Below are 19,319 nucleotides of genomic sequence, written 5' to 3'. Positions count from 1 at the left end.
CGGACGGCGGTGGAACCCTGATGAAATCCCGCAAGGTGAGCGAGGGTTTCGTTCAATGGATATAATCGTTGCCGACAGACATGAGTCTGTCATGACTGTTTATCCAAAATCATTCAATGAGGAGGCATGGATGAAAGCGTTACAAAATCTGCTGGTCGTCGTGGCGCTGCTGGTCGGCGGTATCGCCGCGCCGGCATTCGCCGGAGACACGGACCCACTGTTCGTGAACATGACCACCGACGACGCTCATCGCGCCAACATGGCGATCACCTTCGGCAAGGCGCAAATGGAGCGAGGACACCCGCTGACGGTTTTTCTGAACGATAAGGGCGTTTTCGTCGGCGCCAAGGCCAACGCCACGAAATACGGCGAACCACAAAAGAAGCTGGGCGAAATCCTGAGCAAGGGCGGCGTGGTCATCGCCTGTCCGATGTGCATGAAACATTACGGCGTCGCGGAAGCCGACCTGCTACCGGGAATTCAGGTGGGCAAGCCCGAGCTGACCGGCGGCGCCCTGTTCAAGGACGACACGAAAACCCTGACCTGGTAATCCTGGCCAGCGCTTGCCGTAGCCAGTTGCGCGGAAGGATCGAGCCAAACCATTCGATCCTTCCGCCGCCGTCCGCGAACCATTTCCCATTGAACACCGCCTCACGGCAGGCCGTCGCGCAGAGCGGCGAGCAGCCGGGCATTATCGGCGGACCGGCGCACCGCCACTCGGAAGAAGCGGCCCGGCGCCAGTCCGTGAAACGAATCGCCGCAACGGATCAGGATGCGCCGCGCGGCCAGGCGCTCCGCCAGCTCGGCGACCGGCGGCCCGGCCATGATCTCGACCAGAATGAAATTGGCGGCGCTGGGATACGGTCGTAATCCGTCGATCATATTGAGTCCGGCAAGCAGGCGCACTCGCGCTCCGGCGAGGCGGCGCAACCCTTTTTCCAACGCCATCCGCGAGTCAGCGGCCAGCATGATCTCGCCCCAGGTTTGAGCCAGACTGCTTACGCTCCAGGGTGCTTGCAGGTCCGCCAGGCGTTCCAGCCAGGGGCGCGAAGCCGTGGCGAGAAAGCCGATCCGCAGGCCCGGCATGGCGAAGCTCTTGGTCAGGGAACGGGCGATCAGCAGACGAGGCAGCGCCGCCAGTTGCGGCAGCAGGGAATGCGGCGGGTCCGCGCCGGCAAACTCGCTGAAGGCTTCGTCCACGATCCAGGCGCAGTCATGAGCGTGGATGAGTTCACCCAGTTCGCGGGCGGAAATACCGTGACCGGTCGGATTGTTGGGGTTGCCCAACAGCACGCAGGCCGGGCGGTGGACGGCGATGGCGCGATCAAGCCGGGCGAGGATGGCCGCGGGAGCGCCGTTGGCGCGCGGGTGAAAGAGATCGTGAAGAACGGTCACTCCGCCCGCCGCCGCCACCGCCCGGGCGTAATCGCTAAAGCCGGGTTCGGCCACCAGCACGGTTTCGCCCGCGAACAGCCGCGCCGCCAGATACAGCGCCTCGCTGCCGCCGGCCGTAGGCAACACGCAACGAGGGGGCACTGCATAATACCGGCCCAGGCGCTCGCGCAGTTCACGCGCCGCGGGATCGCCGTAGCAACCGGCGGCGGCGCCGATCCGCCGCCAGTTTTCCGCGCTCAGCGGCGGCGCGTAGGGATTGAGGTTAACGCTGAAATCGAGCCAGTCCCGCGCTTCGCCGCCGTAGGTCCGGCACGCCAGGTCGATTCTGCCGCCGTGCGCGGCCTGACTCACAAGGCACCCCCCTTAAGCGGCATCGGTCGTTCGCTCACCACGGCAGCAACACGCGCAGCGGAACCAGTGTCAGACCGATGGCCACCGCCAGCAAATCGCAGACCCGAATCAACCGCAAGGCCCGACGCAGATCGGCGCCGTCCAGGTCGGCGGGCCAGGCGGGATCGCCCATGTACACCTCGGTAACCAATATTCCCCCGTAGCGAATCGGCCCGAGCAGCCGCACCCGCAGAGCGCCGGCGCAAGCGGCTTCGCTCCAACCCGAGTTGGGACTGGGCAGCAGGGCGTGATAGCGCCACGCGGCCCGGAACGCCGATCCTGGATGCAAGCGCAGCAAGGCCGCCGCCGCCGCGACCAGCGGCACCGACAGGCGGGCCGGCAGCCAGTGCGCCAAATCGTCGGAACGCGCCCCGGCCCAGCCAAAGCGCTGGTAACGGGCATTCTTATGCCCAACCATGGAATCGAGACTGGACACCGCCTTGACCACGATCAGCCCCGGCAGGCCGAACAGACACAAAGCCCACAGCGGGGTCAGCACGCCGTCGGTCAGGTTTTCCGACAGGCTTTCGATGGTGGCGCGCACGATGCCGTCGCGCGGCAGCGCCGCCGTATCCCGGCCCACCAACATACCCAAGCGTCGCCGGGCGGTGGGAAGATCCTCCAGGGCATCGAGCACCCGCCGGCCGTGAACCAGCAAATCGCGCATGCACAACAGACTGTAGGCCAGGAACACATCCCAGACCCAGGCCAACCAGGGATGAAACCAGCCCAGACCACACCGCACCCCCCACCAGGCCACCAAGGCACCGCCGACCACCAGCAACCAATGCAGGAGGCCGCCCAGATAGCCGTTCAGGCCGGCGGCGAACAGTCGTCGCTCCCACGCCAGGCTCCAAACTCCCAGCAAGCGGATCGGGTGCAGCGGGTAAACCGGATCGCCGAACCCGGCATCGAGCAGGCAAGCGATCAGGACGAGCGCGAAGTGGGCGCCTACTAGGTCCATTTACGCGCGAATCCCCGCACCACCGCCAACGCCGCCAGCGTGCCCGGCTCGGCGTCCCGCCGCCCGCGCAGTACCTCGCGGAACTCGGCGAATCGCTCCGGTTTCACCGCCACCGTCGCGGCGAGTAGCGCGGCCTGATTGAGAATCGCTTCCCGCGCCACTTCCAGGTGCAGCACGCCGGCCCGCGCCAGATCCACGCTTTCGGCCAGACCATACGCGGCGGCGGCGCTCTGCGGGTCATGCAGCAGCGCCGGCAGATTATCGGCGAACAGTTGGGCCAAACCGGCGTCCAGTTCGGCCACGGCACAGGCGCGCAGGGTGGTTTCGTCGCAACCATGGCGGCTCAGGGCGCCGCAGATCGTGCGCCGCAGTTCCGGGCACAGCCCGTTCTGCAACAACAGGCAGCGAGTGACCGCATCGTGGGTGGCCCGCCCCAGCAGTTCGCCCAAGGTGTTGTGCCCGCTGGCCCAGTGCCGCTCCCACTCGCCGGCGCGCGCCAGCGGCGCGGCGATGGCCAGTTGATCGGTGCCGGTGCCGGTGGCCAATCCCGGCGATTGCAGGCTGGGCATTCGCAGGTCGAGCAGGGCCGTACTTTTGCCCTCGGTGACCACGGATACCGCCTTGACCAGACAGGCCGCCGTGCAGGGTTGGTTGATCAACACCAGGGTGACGATGGTGCCGGAACCGGCCTCGGCGGGCGGCGCTTCGGTGACGGCCCGTTCCACCCGCACGCTGCCGTCCGGGCATTCGTGCCAACCGGCTGGGTCGCCGGCGCGGGTGGCGTTGCCGAGCACCCCGGCGGTGGCGGCGACATGCACCGCCAGCTCCGCGTGGGCGGCGCGCGCCACCACCGCGCATTGCATGTTGGCGGCGGTGCTCATCAGTGCCGTGGTGGCGGGGGGCAAATCGGCTTCGGCGCAGGCCAGGTCATGGTAGGCGTCCGGACCCTGGCCGAGCACCGAGACATGGCGGACGGTGTGGGCGACAGCCTCGCAGCTTTGGTGATTGGCGATGTGGGTCAGGTCTTCGCGCAGCCCGCCGTTGATCCGGCAGGTGCTCAGCACCCGGTGCGGTTGCTTGAAGGTGGCGAACAGGAAGCGGCCTTGCCGGCGCAGGGCATGGCGGTCGGTTTCGTTGAGCAGCATCCCGGGTCTCAAGCGCAAAGGCGGGGCGGAAAGCGTCACCCTTGGGTGATCGGATCACCGGTGCCCGTCAGGCCCGGCAAGCCGTTATGTTCGCCGATCCGCGGATGGAAATGCCAGCGCGAAAGCCATGCTCAAGGAAATTTCGGCGCCGATGGCCAAAGCGCAGCTGTTCGGCTTATCGTGATCGAGTTCGGTGATCCAAGCCGCGTAAACATGATCCGTCAGACATGCTCGTGCAGACCGCATTCGCGCTTGAGGCCGAAGAAGCGGGTTTCTTCCTCGCTCATGCCGTCCAGCAAGCGTCGGGTGGTATGAGTGTCGCCGATAGAGACATAGCCCTGATGCCACAACGGGTGATACGGCAAATGGTGCTGGCTCAGGTAGCGGTAGACATCGCGGTCGGTCCAATCGATCAGGGGATGGAGCTTGCAGCGGCCGTTGCGCCATAACAGCACGTCGAGGTGCTGGCGGCTCTTGGCCTGCTGCCGGCGCAGCCCGGAAATCCAGGCCGCCGCCTCCAGTTCCCTGAGCGCCCGCTGCATCGGCTCGACCTTGTTGAGCCCGTTATAGCGCTCGATCCCCTCCAAGCCCTGTTCCCACAGCTTGCCATAACGGGCTTCCTGCCAGGCCGCGCTGAGTTCGGCACGGTAGATCTGGAGATTCAATGACAAGCGTTCGGACAATTCATCGATAAATTGGTAGGTTTCCGGGAACAGGTAACCGGTATCCACCAATACGACCGGAATATCGGGCTGCTGACGGGTGACCATGTGCAGGCAAACGGCCGACTGGGCGCCGAAGCTGGAAGTCAACACGACGCGGCCGGGAAAGTTCTCCAGTACCCAGGCAACCCGCTGCTCGGCGGGCGCGGCGGCCAGTTCGCGATTCATTTCCGCTAGATCGAACCACGGGTGCGCGGCAGTTCCCTGAACATGAACGTCCGTCTGCTCCTGTGCCTGATTCATCGCGTGTTTCCTTGTTCGTTCCGACTAAGGATAGGGAAGCGCTTGCTCGCATGCCCGACTTTTCGTCGATAAATTAGCAACAAACTCTATAAATCCAAAAGGAATTAATATCTATATATTTATTCCCTTTTTTTATAATGAGTCGCGCCGGTGATCACGCCACGGCCAAGATTTTCTGAACCCGACCGCACACCTTGACCGCCTTACAAAACAAGTTGAAGAATGACCGGTCCGCGCCATGGCTCGCATCTTGCGAGCCCTCCTGAATACTGGAATCGATCAATGATTGGATGGGATGAATGACATGTCAAAAGCTGTTCGCGCCTTGCTGTTATTGCTTGGGTTGACTGTTCTAGCACTAGCCGCCCGAGCCGCAGACCCACCCAGCGCCGCCAAGAACAAGCTCATCGTGATGCTCGATCAGTTGGTGAATCCCGACCATGCCGCACTGGTGGTGGCGCTGGAAAAAGGCTTTTTCGCCGCTCAGAATCTGGAGGTCGAACTACAAACGCCGATCGACCCCAACGACCCGTCCAAACTGGTCGCCGCCAACAAGGCGGATCTGGCGCTGAGCTCCCAACCGCAGTTGCACATCCACGTCAACGCCGGCCTGCCGCTCAAACGCATCGGCACGCTGGTGGCCACGCCGCTGAACGCGCTGGTCGTGTTGCAAAAGGGTCCAATCAAAACCCTGGCCGAGCTCAAGGGCCGCAAGCTCGGCTATTCGGTAACGGGATTCGAGAAGGCACTGCTCAAGACGTTGCTGGCGCAAGCGAAGCTCCAACCGGAGGGGGTGACCCTGGTCGATGTCGGCGCCTCGCCGTCGTCGGCGCTGCTGTCGGGACAGGTGGATGCGGTGATCGGCGTATCCCGCAATGTCATATTGAACCAAATGGACCTGGCCAAAAAACCGGGTCGGGCCTTCTATCCGGAGGAAGAAGGCGTACCCTCCTACGACGAACTGGTGCTGGTGGCCGCCCGCGACCGGCTCAACGACCCTCGGCCGCGGCGCTTTCTGACCGCGCTGGAGCAGGCGACGCTCTACATCGTCAACCACCCCGACGACGCCTGGCACGCATTCATCGCCAACCATAAGGACTTGGACAACGAATTGAATCGACGTATCTGGCGCGATACCTTGCCGCACCTGGCGCGCCGGCCAGCGGCGCTGGACGAAGTCCGTTACAAGCGCTTTGCCCACTTTCTCGCCAAGGAGGGCGTGATTACCGTGGCGTTGCCGGTGTCCAATTACGCCGTGCAACTACCACTGCCGGAGTGACCGTCATGCATTACCCCGAACCCTTCGACGTCATCGTGATCGGCGGCGGCCACGCCGGCACCGAAGCCAGCATGGCCGCGGCACGGATGGGCCTGCGCACCCTGCTGCTGACCCACACCATCGAAACCGTAGGCGCGATGAGCTGCAACCCGGCCATCGGCGGCATCGGCAAGGGTCACCTGGTCCGGGAGGTCGATGCCCTCGGCGGCGTCATGGCCCACGCCGCCGACCGGGCCGGCATTCAGTTTCGCATCCTTAACAGTCGCAAAGGGCCGGCGGTGCGCGCCACCCGCTGCCAGGCCGACCGGGCGCTGTACCGGGCGGCGGTGCGGACCCTGATCGAGAACCAGCCGAACCTGCATGTCTTCCAGCAGGCCGCCGCCGACCTGACGCTCGAAGGCGAACGGGTGACCGGCGTGATCACGCAGACCGGCATTCGCTTTGCCGCCGGCGCGGTGGTGCTCACCGCCGGCACCTTTCTGGCCGGACGCATCCACGTCGGGCTGACGAACTACGAGGGTGGCCGTGCCGGCGATCCGCCAGCCAACGCTTTGGCGGCCCGGCTGCGCGAACTGCCGCTGCGGGTCAGCCGACTCAAGACCGGCACCCCGCCGCGCCTGGACGGGCGAAGCATCGATTTCTCGCCATTGACCGAACAGCCGGGCGATGACCCTTGCCCGGTGTTTTCCCATCTCGGCACGGTGGACGAACACCCGCCGCAGGTGTCCTGCTGGATCACCCAAACCAACTCGCGCACCCACGACATCATCCGTGGCGGCCTGGATCGCTCACCGATGTACACCGGCGTGATCGAAGGGGTCGGGCCGCGTTACTGCCCGTCGATCGAGGACAAAATCCACCGCTTCGCCGACAAGGACTCGCACCAGATCTTCCTGGAACCGGAAGGCTTGCAGACTCACGAGATCTATCCCAACGGTATCTCCACCAGCCTGCCGTTCGACATCCAGCACGCTCTGGTCCGCTCGATCCGGGGCCTGGAAAACGCGCATCTCACCCGGCCCGGCTACGCCATCGAGTACGATTTTTTCGACCCGCGCGACCTCGACCATTCGTTGCAAACCCGTTCCATTCAAGGTCTGTTCTTCGCCGGCCAGATCAACGGCACCACCGGTTACGAGGAAGCCGCCGCGCAGGGGCTGCTCGCCGGCCTCAACGCCGGCCTGTTCGCGCGCGGCGAAGCGCCGTGGTGGCCGAACCGCGACGAAGCCTACCTTGGTGTGCTGATCGACGATCTGATCACCCGTGGCGCCAGCGAACCGTACCGGATGTTCACCAGCCGCGCCGAATATCGCCTGCTGCTGCGCGAGGACAACGCCGATCTGCGCTTGACCGCGATCGGCCACCGCTTGGGTTTAGTGGATGACGTGCGCTGGCGAGCCTTCGAAACCAAACATGAAGCGATCGAACGGGAAAGCCAGCGGCTGCGCGAAATCTGGGTGCGGCCTGGCCAGCTTGCCGAAACCGATGCCGAATGGCTGCTGGGCGGGCCGCTGGCCCGGGAAAGCCGCGCGGCCGAACTGTTGCGCCGACCCGAGGTGAGCTATGAAAACCTGATGCGCCTGCCCGGTATCGGTCCCGGCGAACCTGATCCCCAGGTCGCCGAACAGGTGGAGATCCAGGCCAAGTACGCCGGTTATATCGAGCGGCAACGCGAGGAAATCGAACGCCAGCGCCGCCAGGAGCACCTGAGCTTGCCACCGACGCTCGACTACGCCGAGGTGCGCGGCCTGTCGCGGGAGGTGCGGGAGAAACTGGAGCGCCACCGGCCTCACACCTTGGGCCAGGCCGGCCGGATTCCGGGCATGACCCCCGCCGCCGTTTCCCTGCTGCTGGTGCACCTCAAGCGTGGCCGGGGCCGCCAAAATGCCGCTGGCGACGGCTGAGAGATCGACTTCGCTCTGTGGGACCCAACGGAAAGTTGCCCGCGCCTCGTCCGACCGGAAGACCGGGAACGCTATTCCTGCTATTCTTTCCCAGAATTCAGTAGTCCGCCTCCATACTCAGCCTTCGGTGGCGAGACCCGCGATCCCGATGCACGAGGAAGCCTCTCGATGAAAGTCAATGTCAGCGTTGAAGCCACCGCCCAGGAAATGCGCGAGTTTCTGGGCTTGCCCAACGTCCAACCCCTACACGACGAGATGATGCAGGTCCTGCGCGACAACGTGCAGCGTGGCGTGATCAACTTCGACTCCCTCGGCCTGTTAAAACCGCTGTTACCCGCCCAGTTCCACTCGATGGAAATGGTGCAGAAATTCTGGGAAGCGGTTGCCAAGGCCAGCGCCGTTCCAAGCAAGGACGAACCCAGCAAGAAGACCGACCCATCGCCGGCGACCCGAGAGAGCGGCGTGACGCGTGGCGGCGCGGAAAAGCCATGAATTTGGCGATGGCGAACTGAAAAAGTCCTGGTTGCTCAGGGGAGCGGATATGGCGAACAAGATTTTGGTGGTGGACGATGAGCCAAACATCGTCCTCTCGTTGGAATTCCTGATGAAACAGGCGGGGTTCCAGGTACGGACCGCCGCGGACGGCGAGGCCGCGCTAGCCGCCATCGCCGCCGAGCAACCCGATCTGGTGTTGCTCGATGTGATGATGCCGCGCAAGAACGGCTACGAAGTCTGCCAGGCCATTCGCGCCAACCCGGACTGGAAGAGCGTCCGCATCGTCATGCTGACCGCCAAGGGCCGCGAGGTCGAACGGGAAAAAGGGCTGGCGCTCGGCGCGGATGACTACATCACCAAGCCCTTCTCGACCCAGGAAGTGGTGGAACGCGTTCGCGAGTTGCTGGCGGAAGCAGGCTAAAAATCATCATGCGCTATCGGACCAAGCTCTGGCTGTTGTGGCTGGTTCCGGTCGTCCTGACGCTGGCCTCCCTGACTTGGCTGGGCTGGCAAATTCATCAAGTAGTGCCGGACCCCGGCCAGCGCGATCAGACTCTGCTATGGCTGATGCTGGCCGTCTTCGCCATCGTCGGCGTGATCACGACGATTTGGGCGATGCTCGACTGGTATTGCTTTATCCCCCTCGGCGCCATGGCCCGCGGTGCCCGAATCATCACCCGCAGCAATCCCGGTTATGTGCTGGAACTGCCGCGCCAACACTGGTTGGGCGCTTTTCCGACCATGCTGCTGGAACTGGGCGAGGCGCTGCACAAGGCCCGGCGCGAGGTCGCCGCCGCCACCGCCATCGGCACCCAGGAAATCGAAGAGCAAAAAGCCCGACTGGAAACCGTGCTACGGGAATTGTCCGAGGGCGTGCTGGTCTGCGACGGTGAGGCGCGCATCCTGCTTTACAATCCAGCGGCGGTGAAACTGCTGCCCAACCGCGAGGCGCTGGGGCTGGGCCGGCCGCTGTACGACCTATGGACCCGCGCGCCGCTCGAAAGCACCCTGCAACTGCTGCGCTTCCGCCAACAGAACAGCAGCGACGGCAAACCGCCCGGCGACGCCGAATTCGTGTGCGCCACCGTCAACGACGAGACCCTGTTCCACTGCCGGATGAGCCTGCTGCCGGGCGCCGGCGAGCGGGGCGCCGCCTTCGTTATCACCTTCCGCGACATCACCCAGCAGATGGACCGCTCGCTGCTCAAGACCCGCACCGAGGACCTGCGCCAGCCACTGGCCAACCTGCGGGCGGCGGCGGAAAACGTCATGAATTTCGCCAGCATGGGCCCGACGCAGCGGGAAGCTTTCCAGCGGGTGATCGTCGAAGAGAGCGAGCGCCTCAGTCAACGCTTGCAGGAGCTGACGCTTGACCTGCGCAAACTTTATGCCAGCCGCTGGCCGATGAACGACGTCTATTCCGCCGATCTGATCGGGGCCGTCATCCATCACTTGGAGCAGTGCGCGGGTCCGAAGGTCAAGATGGTGGGCATACCGCTGTGGCTGAACGTGGACAACCACTCGATCATGCTGCTGCTCGAACACCTGCTCGAACAATTGCGCACCCACGAACTCGGCGATGATTTCGAGATTGAATGTCTGCTGGGCAACCGCCGCGTCTATCTGGACATCATCTGGCCGGGTCAGCCGGTGCCCACCAATCGGCTGGAAGACTGGCTGAACGAGCATGTTCAGGATCTGGTGGGCGAAACCACGGTCGGTGAAGTGCTGCGGCGGCACAACAGCGACCTGTGGAGCCAATCCCACCGCCGGGCGGGCCACGCCCTGCTGCGGATGCCGCTGCCGGCATCCTCGCGCCAGTGGCGGGAACCGGCCGAAGCCCTGCCGGACCGGCCGGAGTTCTATGATTTCTCCTTGGCCGAGAACCTGGAAGAATGGGGCGACTTGGTCAATTATCCGCTGGCGGCCTTGACCTACGTGGTCTTCGACACCGAAACCACCGGGCTGTCGCCCTCCAAGGGCGACGAGATCATCCAGATCGCCGGCGTGCGCATCGTCAACCGCCGGATGCTGGCGGGCGAGCACTTCGACCAATTGGTCAACCCCGGCCGGCCGATTCCCAAGGCCTCCATCCGCTTCCACGGCATCACCGACGACATGATCACGGACAAGCCCGGCATCGAGATCGTGCTGCCCCAGTTCCGCTCCTTCGTCGGCGACGACCGCACCGTGCTGGTGGCGCACAACGCCGCCTTCGACATGAGGTTCCTCAAACTGAAGGAACGGAAAACCGGCGTGCGCTTCGGCAACCCGGTGCTGGACACTTTGCTGCTGTCCGGCTACCTGCACGATTACACCGACGATCATAATCTGGACGCCATCGCCGACCGGCTGGGGGTGGACATACACGACCGTCATACCGCGCTGGGCGATTCGCTGGTGACCGCCCAGGTGTTTCTCAAGCTGCTCGATCTACTGGAAGCACAGGGCGTCCAAACCCTGGGTCAAGCGCTGGAAGCCTCCGACAAGATGGTGGAAATCCGCAAGACCCAGGCGAATTTTTAACAGTCACCGGGGACGGGCGCGGGGTGCGAAAACGCCATCCTCCAACGTCCGCCTCCAAACCCTGAAACCCTGAAACCTGTCCCCTTACCATGCGACAACAATCCAGGGAACACATCGTTATCTTGTTCGTCGGTGGAGTGATCGCACTCAACTATCCGCTATTGGATCTGTTCGATCGGGCGTGGGCGCCGTTCGGCATCCCGCTGCTGTATTGCTATCTGTATCTGGCGTGGCTGGTTATCATCGTCCTGCTGATCGTGGTGGTGGAACATTCGGAAATCCGCGAACCGGGCGAACCGCCCAAACCCCTGCCCCCCTCGCCGAAAAATACCCCGTCGTCGGATGCCGCCGCTCATTCGCGGGATTCCGGTGGCACCGGAGTGAAGGAGCCACCCTGACATGCTAGGCGACGGGATCATCATCGCCAGCGCGCTGGCCTATATGGGCATACTGTTCGGGGTCGCCTATTACGGCGACCAGCGCGCCGATAGCGGCCGTTCGATCATCGCCAACCCCTATATCTACACCCTGTCCCTGGCGATTTACTGCACGGCCTGGACTTTTTATGGCAGCGTCGGCCTGGCGGCCACCAGCGGCGTGGATTTCCTGCCGGTTTATCTGGGTCCTACCCTGATGGCGGTGCTGTTCTGGTTTGTGCTGCGGCGCATCGTGCGTATCACCAAGGTCCATCGCATCACCTCCATCGCCGATTTCATCGGCTCGCGCTATGGCAAGAGCGGCCTGCTGGCCGGGATGGTGACGGTGATCGTCATACTCGGCATCCTGCCGTACATCTCCATCCAGTTGAAAGCCATCGCCGCCAGCTTCAGCCTGTTGCGCCAGTATCCGGAAGTCACCCGGTTGGCCGCCTCGGCTCAGCATCCGGTCTGGATGGACACCACGTTGTACGTGGCGCTGGTGCTGATCGTGTTCAGCATCCTGTTCGGCACCCGGCATATCGACAACACCGAACGCCACGAGGGAATGGTGGCGGCGGTGGCGTTCGAATCCCTGCTCAAACTGTTGGCCTTCATGCTGGTCGGCGTGGTAGTGACTTTCGTCATCTTCAGCGGCCCCGGCGATCTGTTCCAGCAAGCGGCGGCGCAACCGGATTTGGCGACGTTGCTGCGCTTCGAGGTAGTGCCAGGCGGTTACGGCGGCTGGCTATCGCTGACTTTTCTGTCGATGATGGCGTTTCTGTTCCTGCCCCGGCAGTTCCAGGTGCTGGTGGTGGAAAACGTCAACGAAGCGCACATTCGCAAGGCGATCTGGCTGTTTCCGCTCTATCTGTTCGCCATCAATCTGTTCGTGCTGCCAATCGCCCTGGGAGGACGACTGATTTTCAGCGACGGTAACGTGGACGCCGACACCTTCGTGCTGGCGCTGCCAATGGCCGAACACATGCCCACTCTGGCACTGCTGGTGTTTCTCGGGGGGCTGTCGGCCGCCGCCAGCATGATCATGTTCGAAACGGTCACCCTGTCCACCATGGTCTGCAACGATCTGGTGATGCCGATCCTGCTGCGCGCCAATCCCCGCTGGCTGGCCGGTCGCACCGATCTGTCCGGTCTGCTGCTCGGCATCCGCCGTGTCGGCATTGCCGTGATCATCTTGCTCGGCTACCTGTATTTCCGCTTTATCGGCGAGAGCTATGCGCTGGTCGCCAGCGGGCTGGTGTCCTTTGCCGCCGCCGCCCAGTTCGCGCCGCCGATTCTGATCGGCCTGTACTGGAAGCGGGCCAATCGACTGGGGGCACTGATCGGGTTGAGCGGCGGTTTCCTGATCTGGGCCTACACCCTGCTATTGCCCGCCATGGCCCGCTCCGGCTGGTTCGATACCGGTTTTATCGAAGCCGGACCATTCGGTATCGAACTGCTCAAGCCCTACGCGCTGTTTGGCCTCGAGAACCTGGATGAGTACATGCACGCGGTGTTTTGGAGCATGCTGGTCAACATCGGCGGGCTGGTGACCGGCTCGCTGCTGAGCCGGCCGGACCCGCTCGAACAGGTGCAGGGCAGCCAGTTCGTCGACGTGTTCAAGCGCGAGCGCCACGACGGCGACGCGCTGCTGTGGCGAGGCGTGGTGGAAACCGCCGAGCTGTACGATCTGTTGGCCCGCTTCCTGGGTCCGGCGCGCGCCAGCGAAGTGTTCGACCGTTACGCCCGCGATCACGGCGGTTACCCGCTGCAAGCGGATTCCCGGTTGATTCACTACACCGAACGCTTGCTGGCCGGCGCGATCGGCGCGGCGTCGGCCCGGGTGATGATCTCGTCGATCGTGATGGGCGAGGTGCTCAGCATCGAGGAGGTGATGACCATCCTCGACGAGAGCACCCAGGTCATCGAATACAGTCGCCGGCTGGAACAGCAATCGCGGGAGCTGGAAGCGGCCTCGGCCGAACTGCGGGAAGCCAACAACCGGTTGCGGGAACTCGACCGCTTGAAAGACGAGTTCATCTCCACCGTCACCCACGAACTACGCACGCCGCTGACCTCGATTCGCGCCTTCTCGGAGATCCTGCTGGCGAACCCCGGCATGGAGGTGGAGCAGCGCAGCAAATTTCTCAGCATCATCGTCAAGGAGAGCGAGCGCCTGACCCGCTTGATCAACCAGGTGCTGGACATGGCCAAAATCGATTCCGGCCGAATCGACTGGTCCATCGACGAAATCGACCTGCGAGGCCTGATCCAGGACGCCATCAACTCCACCAGCCAGCTGTTCAACGACAAGGGCGCCACCCTGCACGAGGACTTGGGTAATGAGGAGGTCATCATCGCCGGCGATCATGACCGGCTCACCCAGGTATTGATCAACCTGCTGTCGAACGCCGTCAAGTTCTGTCCGGAACAGGGTGGCGAGGTCGCCATCCGCCTGCGGGCGGTGGTGGACCGCTGGCGCATTGAGGTGATCGACAACGGCCCTGGCATCGCGCACGACCAGCACAAGCTGATTTTCGAAAAATTTCACCAGGTGAACGACGCGCACGCCGGCAAGCCGAAAGGCACCGGCCTGGGGTTACCGATCAGCCAGAAGATTGTCGAGCACCACGGCGGCCATATCTGGGTGGAAAGCGAGATCGGCCAAGGCACGACCTTTATCGTGGAGTTGCCCAAGAAAGTGTAAAACGGGACCAGGCGACCGAGGACCGGCCACGACCGGTTGCCTCAACCCAGCGAGTTGGCCTGAAGCAGCGTTTGCGTGGTTTCGATGTGGACGACGGGCTGCGGGCAATAACCCAAGCGGGCGGAAATCTCGGCGGCGGCTTGCAGGACCCAGGGAATCCAGGCATCCCGACGGCGCTTGATGGGCGCGGATACCGACAGCCCCGCCACCAAGCGGCCGCTGGCGTCGCGAACCGGTGCGCCGATGCAACCGACCCCCAGTTCGGCTTCCTGGTCGTCCAGCGCATAACCCTGGCGGGAGATGTCGCGCACCGACCGGCACAGCCGATCCGGGTCGGCGATGGAGCAGGGGGTACGGGCCGACAACCCGGTGCGCTCGATGTAGTCGCGACAGGCCGCGACACCGTCGTCAGCCAGGAAAAGCTTGCCGGCGGCGGTAACATGCAGCGGCGTCCGTCCGCCGATGACCTGTTCGACCCGCATGATTCGCGGCGTGGTCGCCCGTTCCACGTCAACCACCTCGTCGCCCTCGCGCACGCTCAGGTTGACGGTCTCGCCGGTCTGATCGCGTAATCGTTCCATGATCGGGCGGGCTTCGCGGCGCAGGTCGAGCTGACCGTGCACCCGGCTGCCCAACTGCAGCAGCCTGACTCCCAGCCAGTAGTGACCGGCCGTGCTGCGCTCGACGAAACCATGTTTGATCAGGGAAGCCAGAATGCGGAACGCGGTCGAGGGATGCAGGCCGGTGGCGTCGGCCAGCGCCTTGAGATTGACCGGTCCGTCATGAGCGGCCAAGCTGTCCAGCAGTCTGGATACTCGGGCAATCACTTGAATCGAAGAGGTCGCTTTGGCGGCCATTTATTATCCTGATATGTGCTAACTCATTAATAAAAAATGAAATTGAGTCTACTATATTGCATTGCACAATAAATTTCCATTATTTTGGAGAAGGATTGAACCTGGGAGCGCGTCGGTGATGAGAACCTACCTCGATTTATTGCGACGCGTGTTGGACGAGGGAACGCGCAAGCAGGACCGCACCGGCGTAGGGACTTTGAGTCTCTTCGGCGCGCAACTGCGTTTCGATTTGCGAGCCGGGTTTCCGCTGGTGACCACCAAGAAACTACACTTGCGTTCGATCGTGCATGAACTGTTATGGTTCTTGCGCGGCGATACCCACCTTCGCTACCTGCACGAGCAGGGCGTGACCATCTGGGATGAATGGGCCGACGCCAATGGCGATCTGGGGCCGATTTACGGCCAGCAGTGGCGGAGCTGGGAAGCGGCCGACGGCCGTCGCATCGACCAGCTCGCCAACGCCGTCGAGCTGTTGCGACGCGACCCGGATTCGCGGCGGATCGTGGTGTCGGCGTGGAACGTCGGCGAGCTGGAGCGGATGCGATTGTTGCCCTGCCACCTGCTGTTCCAGTTCTACGTGGCCGATGGTGAACTGTCCTGCCAGCTTTATCAGCGCAGCGCCGATCTGTTTCTCGGGGTCCCCTTTAACATCGCCAGCTATGCCCTGCTGACCCATCTGGTCGCCCAGCAGACCGATCTGGCGGTGGGCGAGTTCATCTGGACTGGCGGCGACTGTCATCTGTATCTGAACCATCTGGAGCAGGCTCGCACACAGCTTGGCCGCGAACCGCATCCGCCACCACGACTGGCGATCCGGCGCCGGCCGGAAACCTTGTTCGAGTACCGTTACGAAGATTTCGAGATCATCGACTATCAGGCGCATCCAGCCATCCGGGCTCCAGTGGCGATTTAGCCGATGGACCGGTCGTGCGGCCAAGACGCCGGATAAGCGTTTGGCGGCGTGACTTCCCATTCATCCAATCGGCTTGACGGGCTACCCAGATTGTGTTGCGATGCACAATCATAGAGATTGGCGTGGGGTTTTCGAAATGAACATCGACGAGGTCATCGGGCGGAATCAGGCGGTGGGTTTGCTGGCATGGCAGTGCATGCTGCGCGCGAGCGGGTTGATGAGTCTTGGCGCCATCAGTTCGGCGCGCAAGGCGATGGACACCTATCTGTTATGTTTGCGGCACGGTGCGGAATATGCCGAACAGGCCCGGCTGAGCGATCCCCCCGAGAAACTGGTGGTGGTTTACGTGGATGCCCTCAGCGACTTCGTCGAGAAGTCCTGGCAGGACTTTCGCAACAGTCTGCAAATCCTGCTACTCACCCAGGATGAGATATTGATCTGGGTGGCCAGGATCGACAGGACGCTGGACGAACGGGGTAGGAAGCAGTAGTGGACCGGCGCCCACGACTCGCCGCCGCCCGATCATGCGGTCGCGGGTTGCAGCACCCAGGCTGGTAGATACGCCCGCGCGTTGCGGAGTGCCGTGCTGATTTCTCGAGCCCGCGGTTCGAAGCGCTGGACCAGGTCCCAGAACCGAAGAGAGTGGTTCAGTTCGACGGTGTGGCACAACTCGTGGACCAACACGTAGCGAACCCACTCGCGCGGCAGAAACAACAGCTTGTAATTCAAGTTGATGCCGCCCTTGGCCGAACAACTGCCCCAGCGGGTCCGCTGCCCCTTGATGGCAACCCCGCCATACCGCAGCCCAGTCTCGCTGGACATCCGCTCCAGCCACGGAATCAGCGTGTCGCGGCCTCGGCGGGCCAGCCAGCGATGCAAGGCGGCGTGACAGGCCGCCGCATTCTCCACTGGGCCAGCCACGACAATCCGACCGGGGCCGGCGTCTCGGGCGATCATGACCTTGGCCGGCGCTGCCTGATACTCGACTCGCCAGGTTTCCGCCAGCGCCAGCAGTCTGAATTCCCGAGGAGGCGCGGGCGCGGTGCTGGCCGGCGGCGGGTTGGCCGCTTCGAACCGCTCAAGATGATGGGCCACCCAGTCCCGCTTGCCGTCGATGATCGCACCCAGACGGGATCGATCAAACCCACGCGGAATGGTCACGACCAGCCCGCTCCGCGCGCTCAGCCGGAACTGAATGCCCTGGCTGCGAGACGAGACGGCGACACGGTAGGGAAGCCGCCGCCCGTCGGCCAGTTCGAGCACCGCGACGGCCCTGTTCAATCCTTGCCGGTTCCCGGCGCCGCCGGCGCTGGTTCCGCAACCATCGCTTCCCGCGCCGGTTCCATCCACGCCCGAAATCGGGTCAGCAGCCACAAGCCGGGCACGGTGGCCACCATGCAGAACAGGAAGAAGCCTTCCCAACCCAGCCACTCGGCCAGATAGCCGGTCGGGGTGTTGACGATCACTCGCGGAATGCCCATCAGGCTGCTGAGCAGCGCGTACTGGGTAGCGGTGAATTTCCGGTTGGTGAGAGTGGCCATGAAGGCCACGTAGGCGGTGGTCGCCATGCCGCTGAACAGATTTTCGCTGGCGATGGCCAACGCCAAACCGGGCAAACTGTGCCCCAGTCGGGCCAGGATAACGAAACCGATCAGCCCGATGGCTTGCAGCACCCCGAAGGTCCACAGCGCGCGGTACATGCCCAGCCGCAGGATCAATACGCCGCCCATCAGACCGCCGATCACCGTCGCCCAGAAACCGAACAGTTTGACAACCGTGCCGATCTCGCTCTTGCTGAAACCGAGGTCCAGGTAAAAAGGCGTGGTCATCTGGCTGGCCATCATCTCGCCGACCTTGTAAAGCAGCACGAACAGCAGGATCAAGCTGGCATCCTGGCGCGAGAAATACTCCACGAAGGGCTGCACCACCGCCTCGCGCAAGGTGCGGGGGGTGCCGACCGCCACCAGTGGTTCGACGCAAAACAGCGTGGTGATCAGGCCGGGCAGCATCACCGCCGCCATCACCCCGTACACGGCGGAAAAGGGAATGAGGTCGGCGAGAATCAAGCCACCGCCGGAAGAGATCAGCAAACCCACCCGGTAACCGTTGACGTAGAGCGAGGCGCCCAGACCCTGCTCGTCGTCGGCCAGTGACTCGCGCCGATAGGCATCGATCACGATATCCTGCGAGGCGGAGAAAAACGAAACCAGGAGCGCCGCCAGCGTGACCAGTGGCAGACTCCGCGTCGGATCGGTCAACCCCAATCCCGCAATCGCCGCGATCAGCGTGACCTGAATCAGCAGCAGCCAACCGCGCCGCCGGCCCATGCCGGCGATGGGCGCAAAACGGTCCAACAGCGGCGCCCACAGGAATTTCAGGGTGTAGGGCAGACCGACCAGGGCGAACAGGCCAATGGTGCCGAGATCCACGCCGGCTTCGGTCAGCCAGGCTTGCAGCACCGAACCGGTGGCCAGCAACAGCGGCAAACCGGAGGAAAAGCCCATCAGCAGCGCCGTCAGCATCCGGCCGCTGAAGAAAACGCGCAGGATGTCCCGACCGGAGCGGTGGGCGGGGTCAGAAGGCATAATCGTAATCCAGGGTCAGGGGCGCGTGATCGGAAAAGCGCTGCTCGCGGTAGATGGCGGCGGAGCGCGCCTGCTTCGCCAAACCGGGCGTGACCACCTGATAATCGATCCGCCAACCGACATTCTTGTCCCAGGCCCGGCCGCGATTGGACCACCAGGTGTATTGATCGGGATTGGGATTCACCGCCCTAAAAGCGTCCACCCAGCCGAGCTTCCCAAATAACTCATCCAGCCAGGCCCGTTCCTCGGGCAGAAAGCCGGAATGGTCGCGATTGGCGCGCCAGTTTTTCAGGTCGATTTCCCGGTGAGCGATGTTCCAGTCGCCGCACAGGATGACATCGCGGCCGCTGGCGCGCATCGCCCGCAACGGTTCCGCCAACCGCGCCATGAAATCAAATTTCACCCCCTGCCGCTCCGGCTTGGCGGAACCGGAAGGCAAGTACAGGGACACCACGCTGAGCGAACCGAAGCGCGCTTCCAACCAGCGGCCCTCGCGGTCGCATTCCGGCCAGCCCAGCCCGGTTCGCAGCTCGTCCGGCTCGCGGCGAGCGTACAGTGCCACGCCGCTGTAGCCTTTGCGTTCGGCGTCGTGATAATGGCAATGGTAGCCGAGCGGACGATAGACCTCGGGCGGCAACTGGTGCAATTGGGCCCTGGTTTCCTGAAGGCAGACCACATCGGCGTTTTGTTCGGCCAGCCAGGCGAAAAAACCCTTGCTGGCGGCGGAACGGATGCCGTTGGCGTTGAAGGTGATGACACGCATGGTCGGGGGCAACTC

General features: G+C 63.5%; 18 protein-coding genes. 10 read left to right on the top strand and 8 right to left on the bottom strand.

Annotated features, from left to right (window positions below; all coding sequences use genetic code 11):
• The first annotated feature begins 130 nt into the window (after window positions 1-130).
• Complete coding sequence (locus IPM89_13975) at window positions 131-550, top strand: DsrE family protein (GenBank protein QQS53927.1); 420 nt, start codon at window positions 131-133, stop codon at window positions 548-550.
• Window positions 551-651: 101 nt separating this feature from the next.
• On the opposite strand, the gene IPM89_13970 is transcribed toward IPM89_13975, so the two are convergent.
• The 4 genes from IPM89_13970 to IPM89_13955 form a co-directional block, all read right to left on the bottom strand.
• Window positions 652-1,746 (bottom strand): aminotransferase class I/II-fold pyridoxal phosphate-dependent enzyme, encoded by a 1,095-nt coding sequence (locus IPM89_13970; GenBank protein ID QQS53926.1) that lies wholly within the window; start codon window positions 1,744-1,746, stop codon window positions 652-654.
• Between the two features lie 34 nt (window positions 1,747-1,780).
• Window positions 1,781-2,749, bottom strand: a complete 969-nt coding sequence (gene cobD / locus IPM89_13965) for a cobalamin biosynthesis protein CobD (protein QQS53925.1) — start codon at window positions 2,747-2,749, stop codon at window positions 1,781-1,783.
• A complete protein-coding gene (locus IPM89_13960; protein QQS53924.1) occupies window positions 2,740-3,894 on the bottom strand; it encodes an adenosylcobinamide amidohydrolase in 1,155 nt (384 codons plus the stop codon). Before IPM89_13960 ends, cobD begins: the two co-directional genes overlap by 10 nt.
• A 221-nt stretch (window positions 3,895-4,115) precedes the next feature.
• Window positions 4,116-4,859 carry a phosphoadenylyl-sulfate reductase gene (locus IPM89_13955; GenBank protein QQS53923.1) on the bottom strand — a complete coding sequence of 248 codons (744 nt, stop codon included), beginning with the start codon at window positions 4,857-4,859 and terminating at the stop codon, window positions 4,116-4,118.
• A 304-nt stretch (window positions 4,860-5,163) separates the two neighbouring features.
• Here IPM89_13955 and IPM89_13950 point away from each other — a divergent pair, with 304 nt between their 5' ends.
• From IPM89_13950 to IPM89_13920, 7 genes are all read left to right on the top strand, one after another.
• Window positions 5,164-6,138, top strand: coding sequence for an ABC transporter substrate-binding protein (locus IPM89_13950; protein QQS53922.1), 975 nt, complete (start codon window positions 5,164-5,166; stop codon window positions 6,136-6,138).
• Between the two features lie 5 nt (window positions 6,139-6,143).
• Window positions 6,144-8,042, top strand: a complete 1,899-nt coding sequence (gene mnmG, locus IPM89_13945; GenBank protein ID QQS53921.1) for a tRNA uridine-5-carboxymethylaminomethyl(34) synthesis enzyme MnmG — start codon at window positions 6,144-6,146, stop codon at window positions 8,040-8,042.
• Window positions 8,043-8,210: 168 nt separating this feature from the next.
• The gene (locus IPM89_13940; GenBank protein ID QQS53920.1) at window positions 8,211-8,534 is read left to right on the top strand and encodes a hypothetical protein; all 324 of its coding nucleotides are present in this window, start codon (window positions 8,211-8,213) and stop codon (window positions 8,532-8,534) included.
• A gap of 49 nt (window positions 8,535-8,583) precedes the next feature.
• On the top strand, window positions 8,584-8,958 hold the full coding sequence (locus tag IPM89_13935; protein ID QQS53919.1) for a response regulator: 375 nt from the start codon (window positions 8,584-8,586) through the stop codon (window positions 8,956-8,958).
• An 8-nt stretch (window positions 8,959-8,966) separates the two neighbouring features.
• Window positions 8,967-11,063 (top strand): PAS domain-containing protein, encoded by a 2,097-nt coding sequence (locus tag IPM89_13930; protein QQS53918.1) that lies wholly within the window; start codon window positions 8,967-8,969, stop codon window positions 11,061-11,063.
• An 89-nt stretch (window positions 11,064-11,152) separates the two neighbouring features.
• Window positions 11,153-11,461, top strand: a complete 309-nt coding sequence (locus IPM89_13925; protein ID QQS53917.1) for a hypothetical protein — start codon at window positions 11,153-11,155, stop codon at window positions 11,459-11,461.
• A 1-nt stretch (window position 11,462) separates the two neighbouring features.
• On the top strand, window positions 11,463-14,186 hold the full coding sequence (locus IPM89_13920) for a histidine kinase (GenBank protein ID QQS53916.1): 2,724 nt from the start codon (window positions 11,463-11,465) through the stop codon (window positions 14,184-14,186).
• 41 nt (window positions 14,187-14,227) lie between these two features.
• Here the strand turns inward: IPM89_13920 and IPM89_13915 are convergent, their stop codons facing one another.
• Entirely contained in the window at window positions 14,228-15,043 is an 816-nt protein-coding gene (locus tag IPM89_13915; protein QQS53915.1) for an IclR family transcriptional regulator, read from the bottom strand.
• 118 nt (window positions 15,044-15,161) lie between these two features.
• Here IPM89_13915 and thyA point away from each other — a divergent pair, with 118 nt between their 5' ends.
• Together thyA and IPM89_13905 are read left to right on the top strand one after the other, a co-directional pair.
• Window positions 15,162-15,956 (top strand): thymidylate synthase, encoded by a 795-nt coding sequence (gene thyA / locus IPM89_13910; protein ID QQS55939.1) that lies wholly within the window; start codon window positions 15,162-15,164, stop codon window positions 15,954-15,956.
• A gap of 136 nt (window positions 15,957-16,092) precedes the next feature.
• Window positions 16,093-16,446, top strand: a complete 354-nt coding sequence (locus IPM89_13905) for a hypothetical protein (protein QQS53914.1) — start codon at window positions 16,093-16,095, stop codon at window positions 16,444-16,446.
• Between the two features lie 32 nt (window positions 16,447-16,478).
• Here the strand turns inward: IPM89_13905 and IPM89_13900 are convergent, their stop codons facing one another.
• From IPM89_13900 to xth, 3 genes are read right to left on the bottom strand one after another with little or no spacing between them, the layout of a single operon-like run.
• Entirely contained in the window at window positions 16,479-17,237 is a 759-nt protein-coding gene (locus IPM89_13900; protein QQS53913.1) for a M48 family metallopeptidase, read from the bottom strand.
• Window positions 17,234-18,541: an AmpG family muropeptide MFS transporter gene (locus IPM89_13895; GenBank protein QQS53912.1), complete on the bottom strand. Its 1,308-nt coding sequence runs from the start codon at window positions 18,539-18,541 to the stop codon at window positions 17,234-17,236. The genes IPM89_13900 and IPM89_13895 overlap by 4 nt, the downstream gene beginning before the upstream one ends.
• Complete coding sequence (gene xth, locus IPM89_13890) at window positions 18,531-19,304, bottom strand: exodeoxyribonuclease III (GenBank protein QQS53911.1); 774 nt, start codon at window positions 19,302-19,304, stop codon at window positions 18,531-18,533. Before xth ends, IPM89_13895 begins: the two co-directional genes overlap by 11 nt.
• Window positions 19,305-19,319 lie beyond the last annotated feature (15 nt).

The organism is Candidatus Competibacteraceae bacterium (assembly GCA_016699715.1).
Taxonomy (GTDB): domain Bacteria; phylum Pseudomonadota; class Gammaproteobacteria; order Competibacterales; family Competibacteraceae; genus Competibacter.
The sequence above is the reverse complement of the archived record's forward strand: the minus strand, read 5'-3'. Positions and strand labels throughout refer to the sequence as shown.